Source organism: Bradyrhizobium sp. IAR9 (genome assembly GCF_013408065.1).
GTDB lineage: Bacteria > Pseudomonadota > Alphaproteobacteria > Rhizobiales > Xanthobacteraceae > Bradyrhizobium.
Genome location: NZ_JACBZW010000002.1, coordinates 345,654 through 352,500, shown reverse-complemented (window position 1 = coordinate 352,500; position 6,847 = coordinate 345,654). Strand labels below are relative to the sequence as shown.

The following is a 6,847-nucleotide window of genomic DNA, read 5'->3' as shown; positions in this document are numbered from 1 at the left end:
CGCTCCACGACAAGCCTGCCCCTTCACGAGGAGACCTCCATGCCAGCATTGCTTCGTCCCGCTCTTACCGCGTTCGGCGTCGCGTGCCTTCTGTCCGCAGCATCGCTCGCCTCGTCCGGCGCCGCATTCGCGCAAGCCAAACAGCAAGCTGCGCCGGCACAACAGACAGCACCGGCCCCGCAGGCCGCGCCCGCTCAGGCTCCGGCGCTCAAGCAGATCGCGCTGACCGACAAGCAGCTCGACGGCGTGCTCGCCGCGCAGAAGGACATGGACGCGATCACGGAGAAACTCCCTGAAAACACCGCGCCCGATCAGAAGGTGATCGCGCAGCTCGACGGTGTCGCCAAGAAGCACGGCTTTGCCGGCTATGACGACTACAACAACGTCGTCGACAATATCAGCCTGGTGATCGGCGGCTTCGATCCCGCGACCAAGAAATATGTCGGCCCCGAAGCCGTGATCAAGGCGCAGATCGCTCAGCTCCAGGCCGACAAGAAGATGCCTGCCAAGGACAAGAAGGAAGCGCTCGACGAGCTCAACGAGGCGCTGAAGACGCCGGCACCAACAGTCGAGAACAAGGCCAACATCGATCTCGTCGCCAAGTACTACGACAAGCTGGTCGCCGCGCTCGGCGATGACGAGAACTGAAGACGTTTGTGGCCCCGTTGCTCGCGCCGCGCATTCAGCCGTAGGGTGGGCAAAAGCGCGCGAGGCGCGCTGTGCCCACGTCCTCCTGGTTCAGACAGACGCGTGGGCACGCTCCGCTTTACCACCCTACGAGACCTTCATCCGCGTAAAAAAAAGCCCCGGAGACATCTCCGGGGCTTTTGTCGTTTTTCGCCTCGCAGCGCTGTGCAGCTACGTCCGCGTCCGCATCCGCATCATGAAGCTGTCGAAGCTGAGTTCTGCCACCTGCATCCAGGCAAGCGAATCGGCTCGATAAGCGGTGAGACTCGAGTACATCTTGCCGAAATGGGGATTGGTCTTGGCGAGATCAGCATAGATCTCGTTGGCCGCACCGTAACAGGCTTCGAGCACCTCCTGCGGGAAGGGCTTGAGGATCGCGCCGGCGGCGAGCAGCCGCTTGAGCGCGGGCGGATTTACCGAATCGTACTTGCCGGTCACCCAGGTGAAGGTGTCGAGCGAGGCCGTCGAGATCGCCGCCTGATAATGTTTCGGCAACGCGTTCCACTTCTCGAGATTCATGAGGTTATGGCCTTGGCCGGTGCCCTCCCACCAGCCCGGATAGTAATAATACTTCGCGACCTTCACGAAGCCGAGCTTCTCGTCGTCATACGGCCCGACCCACTCCGCCGCGTCGATCGTGCCCTTCTCCAGGGCGGGATAGATATCGCCGGCCGCGATCTGCTGCGGCACACCGCCGAGCTTCGCGATGATGGTGCCGGCGAAACCGCCGACGCGGAATTTCAGGCCCTTGAGATCATCGACGGTCTTGATCTCCTTGCGGAACCAGCCGCCCATCTGGGCGCCGGTCGAACCCGTGGGGACACCGATGGCATTGTGCTCCTTCAGGAGATCGTTGAGCATCTCCTGACCGCCGTTCCAGATCAGCCAGGAGATGTGCTGGCGCGTGTTGAGACCGAAGGGCAGCGACGTGCCGAAGGTAAATGCAGGGTTCTTGCCCCAATAATAATAGAGCGCGGTGTTGCCCATCTCGACGGTACCGTTGGAGACGGCGTCGAGCACTTGCAGGCCCGGCACGATTTCGCCGGCGGCAAAGGGCTGGATCTGGAAACGATTGTCGGTGATCTCGGCAACGCGCTTGCAGAAATATTCGCAGCCGCCATAGAGCGTATCGAGTGATTTCGGCCAGCTCGCAGCTAACCGCCATTTTACCTCGGGCATCGACTGCGCAACGGCCGGCGCGGCAACGGCACTCGCGGCCAGGCCCAGCCCGCCCGCCGTCAGGAATTTACGACGTTCCATGTAGTCCCTCCCTGTCCTGTCGAATCCTCGACGAGGGATCGCGATCTTGTCGTCGCTTTGTCTTCGCCGGTGGCCGACGTTTTATTGCGTCCGAAATTCTATGTTCCCGGATCGAGGTGCAGGATGACCAAAGGGGGATCGCAAATCAAGCGCACTTTGGTTGAGCTTGCGGTGGCGCCGCTCAATGCTGCGCTGCGAACGCGGCCTCCATCGCCTTGCGCGTCTTCACCGTCTCGTTGCCGGCGTCGAACTCGACGTCGCTCCAGCGCACCACCGCGCCGTGCGCGACGTCGTGCTTCAGCTTCAGGCGGTGGGCGAGGCCAATCGGCAGCGCGCCGGCCTTGAGGCTCGCGGCCGCCGGTACCAGCTTGCCCCACACCGTATAGCCGCCTTCGCCGTCGAGCATCTCGCCCGCGCGCAGATTGCGCTTGGCCACCGCCGCAACGTCGCCGCGGAAGCCGCTGGCCTGGCCGGTCGGCTCGCCCCGCAGCGCCGCCGACAGCACCGAGATGTTCAGCTCGAGCCCGATCAGATGATACGGCTTGTACATCGCAGCATAGCGTCCGCTGCCGTCGGTCTTGAGGCCGTACTGCCTGAAGCAGTCAGCGGCATAGTCGTTCGGCGCCTCCAGCACGACATAGACGCCCCAGCGGAGGTCGCGGAACACCGGCCGTCCGTCGCGTTCGAGCGAGGAGACGACCTCGACCACGCCCGGCCGCTCCAGCACGCCGCCATGCGAGCGCGGCCGCATGATGTGCGGCAGATCGTCGACGCCGCAGGGCGGAAACAGCAGGCCGTCCGTGGGCACGTCGAGGGCGCAGGCGTTGGCGATCGCGGCCATCTCGATCGCCGATTTGGTGCCGTCGAGGAAGGAGTTGAACATCTGCGGATTCATGCCGGCCGACTGCGCTTCGCCTGCGGTCAGGCCGTAATGCTGCCAGACGCCGTCAGGCGTCACGTCGTGATAGGCCGGCAGATATTTTGTGCCTTTACCGGCGGCGACGACGCGGAAGCCGGTGGCGCGGGCCCAGTCGACCATCTCGGCGGTCAGCGCCGGCTGGTCGCCATAGGCGAGCGAATAGACCACGCCCGCTTTGCGCGCTTCCTCGGCGAGCAGCGGACCTGCCAGCACGTCGGCCTCGACATTCACCATCACGATATGCTTGCCCGCCGCGATCGCGGCGCGCGCATGCCTGATCCCGACGGCGGGATTTCCGGTCGCCTCCACAACCACGTCCATGGCGCCGCCGGCAATGGCGCGCACGCCGTCATCGGTGAAGACGGTTGCGGCGATCCGCTCGGCGCTCCAGCCGACGGTGCGGCAGGCCTCGCGCGCGCGGTCGCGGTCGATGTCGACGATGATGGGCACCTCCAGCCCCGGCGTATGCGGCACCTGCGCCAGAAACATCGAGCCGAACTTGCCCGCGCCGATCAGCGCGACCCGGACCGGCTTGCCGGCGGACGCGCGGGCCTGGAGGAGGCGGAAGAGGTTCATGGGGGATTGTCCTGGTAATGGTCGTGTCCCGGACGCGGTGCAGCACGTAGTGCTGCTGCGCAGAGCCGGGATCCAGAAAGGAAACTATCAGCGCGGCATGGGCCCCGGTCAGCAGCGCATCGCTGAAGAAGCGCTGCGCTGCGTCCGGGGCGCGAGACCTACTTACTCCGCCGCCTGCCGCGGCGCACGGGCAAGCCGCAGCAGCGCGTCGTCGTCCACCGTCTTGATCGGGGCGAAGTCGCGATGTGCGATGTAGTCCGGCCGCGTCGGGCTGCGGATGTAGTTCGAGACCGCGTTCAGCGTCAGGTACACGATCTTGCGCGGGAAGGGCGTGATGTTGCCGGCCGAGCCGTGCACGAGATTGCCGTGGAACATCAGCATGCCGCCTGGCTTGCCGGTCGGCGCCACGATGCCGCCCTGCTCGACGAGGCGCGTCACCGTCGCCTCGTCCAGCGTCCACAGCGGATAGGAGGTGGTGGCGAGGTCGTGCGAGGCTTCGAGATCGCCGGCGTTCTGGCTGCGCGGCACCAACATCAGAGGCCCGTTGATCGGCATCACCTCGTCGAGGAAGATCGCGATATTCATGGCCCGCGGCTCCGGCATGCCGTCGTCGCGCTTCCAGGTGCCGTAATCCTGGTGCCATTGCCAGACATCGCCGGTGAAGGCCGATTTCGCGTTGATCTTGAACTGGTGCATGTAGACGGGCTCGCCGAACAGCTGCTCGACCGGGTCGATCATGCGTGGATGCGCGCCGAGGAGGCCGAACGCCTCGTTGTAAAGATGCGCGGCAAACGCCGTGCGGGGCGCGCCGCTCTTCTCGCGCCAGACTTCGGGACGGTTGGCGTCGTAGATGCCGACCGCCTCGCGCGCCAGCAGATCGACCTCCTCCTGATTGAACAGCTCGGGCAGGAACAGCCAGCCCTCGCGGTGGAAGAACTCCAATTGCTCCTGAGACAGTTTCATGGGTCGTTTCCTCCTGTTTTGTTTATTTGTCGTTTCGTCGTCCCGGGGCGGTCCGCAGGACCGAGCTCCGGTGCGCACTTGCGCACCGTAGTCGCGCGTCGCGCGTCCGGAATGACAGCGCAAATCGCTACGCCGCCGCTTCCTCCGTCGCCCTCAATCTCTCCTCAGTCATCCGTCCCGCCGTTTGCGCATGCGCCAGCGCGGCGGCTTCGGCGGCCTTCGCGTCGCCCGCGAGAATGTGTCCGGCGATATCGGCGTGCTCGGCCCAGGCGCTGCCGCGGTAGTCGAGCTCCGACAGCACCGTCGCCATCGAACGCCGCATATGCGGCCATTGCGGCGCGATCGTCTCCTCGATCACGGGATTGCCGGCGAGCTGATAGATCGCGCGGTGAAAATCCACGTCGAGCACGATCAGTTCAGTGAGTGTCGTGTTGCGGTCGATGCCGCGCCCGGCGGCGAACGCAGCCTCCAGCCGCGCGCGTCCTGCCGCGTCGCTGGCGGCGCGCTTCGCCGCAAGCCGCGCGGCCAGCGCGTCGATCGCGCCGCGCACCTCGTAGAGCTGGCGGATGCGCGCGGGATCGAGCTGGGTGACCTCGAAGCCGCGCTTGCCGCTCTCGGCGACGAGGCCCTGGCGGTGCAGCAGGTGCAGCGCATGCGAGACAGGCTGGCGCGACACGCCAAGCTTGTCGGCGAGCTCGTTCTGCCGGATGCGCTGGCCGGGCTCAAGCGTGCGGTCGGAGATCGCCTCCAGGATGCGGGCATAGACCTGGTCGATCAGGTTTGGGAGCGGGTCGAGAGGTATCACGCCGGCAGCTCCTGCGAGGGAATACGGAATTCCGTATTCGAAGGTATCGCGGGAGGGGGAGGGCGTCAAGACGAGCTGCGCGCCCGCGCCCAAGGCGCTCGCGCGGCTTCGCTAAGTCATTGATATCGCTATGATCGTCTACTGTGCATGGGGTTGTTTTCGCGGAAAAACCTCCGCCTCAACCCTCCAGCACCTCCACCTCCAGCGCGGCGATCCCTTCCGCATCGGCCAGCGCCTCGATTCCGGCAATGCGTTCGCCCTTGAACGTCACGCGCAGCGCGATGCGCAGCTGGCCACCGAGGATGACGGCAACGCCGATCTCGCCGTCGACCAGTGCCGTCCGCGCGGCCTGGGCGCGGCCCTTGTAAAGCTGTGCGACCGCATCCGCGCCGCGGATCTCCGGTAGCGTGCCGAGCCGCACCGCGGCCTGATCGGCGCGGAAGACGACGTCGGGGTCGAGCACGGCGAGCAGCCCCTCGAAATTGCCTTCGCGCGACGCCTTGAGAAAGGCATCGACGATTCCGCGCTGGCGCGACAGGTCGGTCTCGGGCACCGGCGCCCCCTGCACGCGCCGCCGCGCCCGGCTCGCGAGTTGCCGCGATGCGTCGACCGAGCGGCCGACGATCGGCGCGATCTCCTCGAAGGGCACTGCGAACATGTCGTGCAGCACGAAGGCGAGCCGCTCCGCCGGCTGCAAGGTCTCGAGCACGACGAGCAGCGCCGCGCCGACGGAATCGGCCATCTCCGCCTCGCGCTCCCGCGTCTCGTCGAGCGGCTCGGGCACATGCGGGCCCATCGGCTCTTCCTTGCGCGACTTCCGTGCGCGCAGCATGTCGAGGCAGATGCGCGCGACCACGGTCGTCAACCAGCCGCGCAAATTCGCGACATCGGACATGTCGTAGCGGCTGACCCGCAGCCATGCCTCCTGCACGGCATCGTCGACCTCGGCGCCGGAGCCCAGCATGCGGTAGGCGACCGCGCGCAAATGGTCCCGGCTGGCTTCAAACTGGTGGCTGAGAAAATCGTCTTCGAAGTTTTTTTCGGTCATCGGTCACATTCCCTCGTCGCGATCCGTCATGCCCATGACGAAGCCAATCCGGCCGATGTGACCGGAACCTTCGACATTCGAGCGATGGAGACGAAAAAGATGCACGCCCGCATGAATCACCCTGTCATGGTCCTCCCCGAGGCCATGAATGTCCTGCAATCCCTCGGCAATCTGACCAAGCAGGGGCTGCCGGAAAAGCTCCTGGAACTGGTGCACCTCCGCGCCAGCCAGATCAACGGTTGCAGTGTCTGCGTCGACATGCACCCCAAGGTCGCCCGCAAGCTCGGTGAGACCGACGAGCGCCTGTTCGCCGTGTCCGCCTGGCGCGATGCGCCCTATTTCACCGACGCCGAGCGCGCCGCGCTGGCGCTGACCGAGGCCGTCACGCGCCTCGCCGACCGCGAGGATCCGGTGCCCGACGCGATCTGGAACGAGGCCTCCAAGCACTTTGACGAACGCGAGCTCGCAACGTTGATCCTGTCGATCGCGACCATCAATGTCTGGAACAGGCTGAATGCAACGATCAAGATGCCGGTCGGCGTGTGGAAGGTGTGAGGTCTCTTTCCCTCGCCTCTCCCCGCTTGCGGGG

At 65.6% G+C, this 6,847-nt stretch carries 7 protein-coding genes; 2 read left to right on the top strand and 5 right to left on the bottom strand.

Annotation, left to right across the window (positions count from 1 at the left end; translation table 11 throughout):
• Positions 1-39: 39 nt before the first annotated feature.
• Positions 40-648 (top strand): hypothetical protein, encoded by a 609-nt coding sequence (locus GGD67_RS07255; RefSeq protein ID WP_018316236.1) that lies wholly within the window; start codon positions 40-42, stop codon positions 646-648.
• 210 nt (positions 649-858) lie between these two features.
• Here GGD67_RS07255 and GGD67_RS07250 read toward each other — a convergent pair whose 3' ends face one another.
• From GGD67_RS07250 to GGD67_RS07230, 5 genes are all read right to left on the bottom strand, one after another.
• A complete protein-coding gene (locus GGD67_RS07250) occupies positions 859-1,947 on the bottom strand; it encodes a TRAP transporter substrate-binding protein (RefSeq protein WP_018316235.1) in 1,089 nt (362 codons plus the stop codon).
• 181 nt (positions 1,948-2,128) lie between these two features.
• The gene (locus GGD67_RS07245) at positions 2,129-3,442 is read right to left on the bottom strand and encodes an NAD(P)H-dependent oxidoreductase (protein ID WP_179731851.1); all 1,314 of its coding nucleotides are present in this window, start codon (positions 3,440-3,442) and stop codon (positions 2,129-2,131) included.
• Between the two features lie 162 nt (positions 3,443-3,604).
• Complete coding sequence (locus tag GGD67_RS07240) at positions 3,605-4,405, bottom strand: phytanoyl-CoA dioxygenase family protein (RefSeq protein ID WP_179731849.1); 801 nt, start codon at positions 4,403-4,405, stop codon at positions 3,605-3,607.
• Between the two features lie 127 nt (positions 4,406-4,532).
• Positions 4,533-5,210 (bottom strand): GntR family transcriptional regulator, encoded by a 678-nt coding sequence (locus tag GGD67_RS07235; protein ID WP_179731847.1) that lies wholly within the window; start codon positions 5,208-5,210, stop codon positions 4,533-4,535.
• A 178-nt stretch (positions 5,211-5,388) separates the two neighbouring features.
• Positions 5,389-6,258 (bottom strand): sigma-70 family RNA polymerase sigma factor, encoded by an 870-nt coding sequence (locus tag GGD67_RS07230; RefSeq protein ID WP_092255632.1) that lies wholly within the window; start codon positions 6,256-6,258, stop codon positions 5,389-5,391.
• Between the two features lie 99 nt (positions 6,259-6,357).
• On the opposite strand from GGD67_RS07230, the gene GGD67_RS07225 reads away from it, so the two are divergent.
• Entirely contained in the window at positions 6,358-6,813 is a 456-nt protein-coding gene (locus GGD67_RS07225) for a carboxymuconolactone decarboxylase family protein (RefSeq protein ID WP_026201631.1), read from the top strand.
• Positions 6,814-6,847 lie beyond the last annotated feature (34 nt).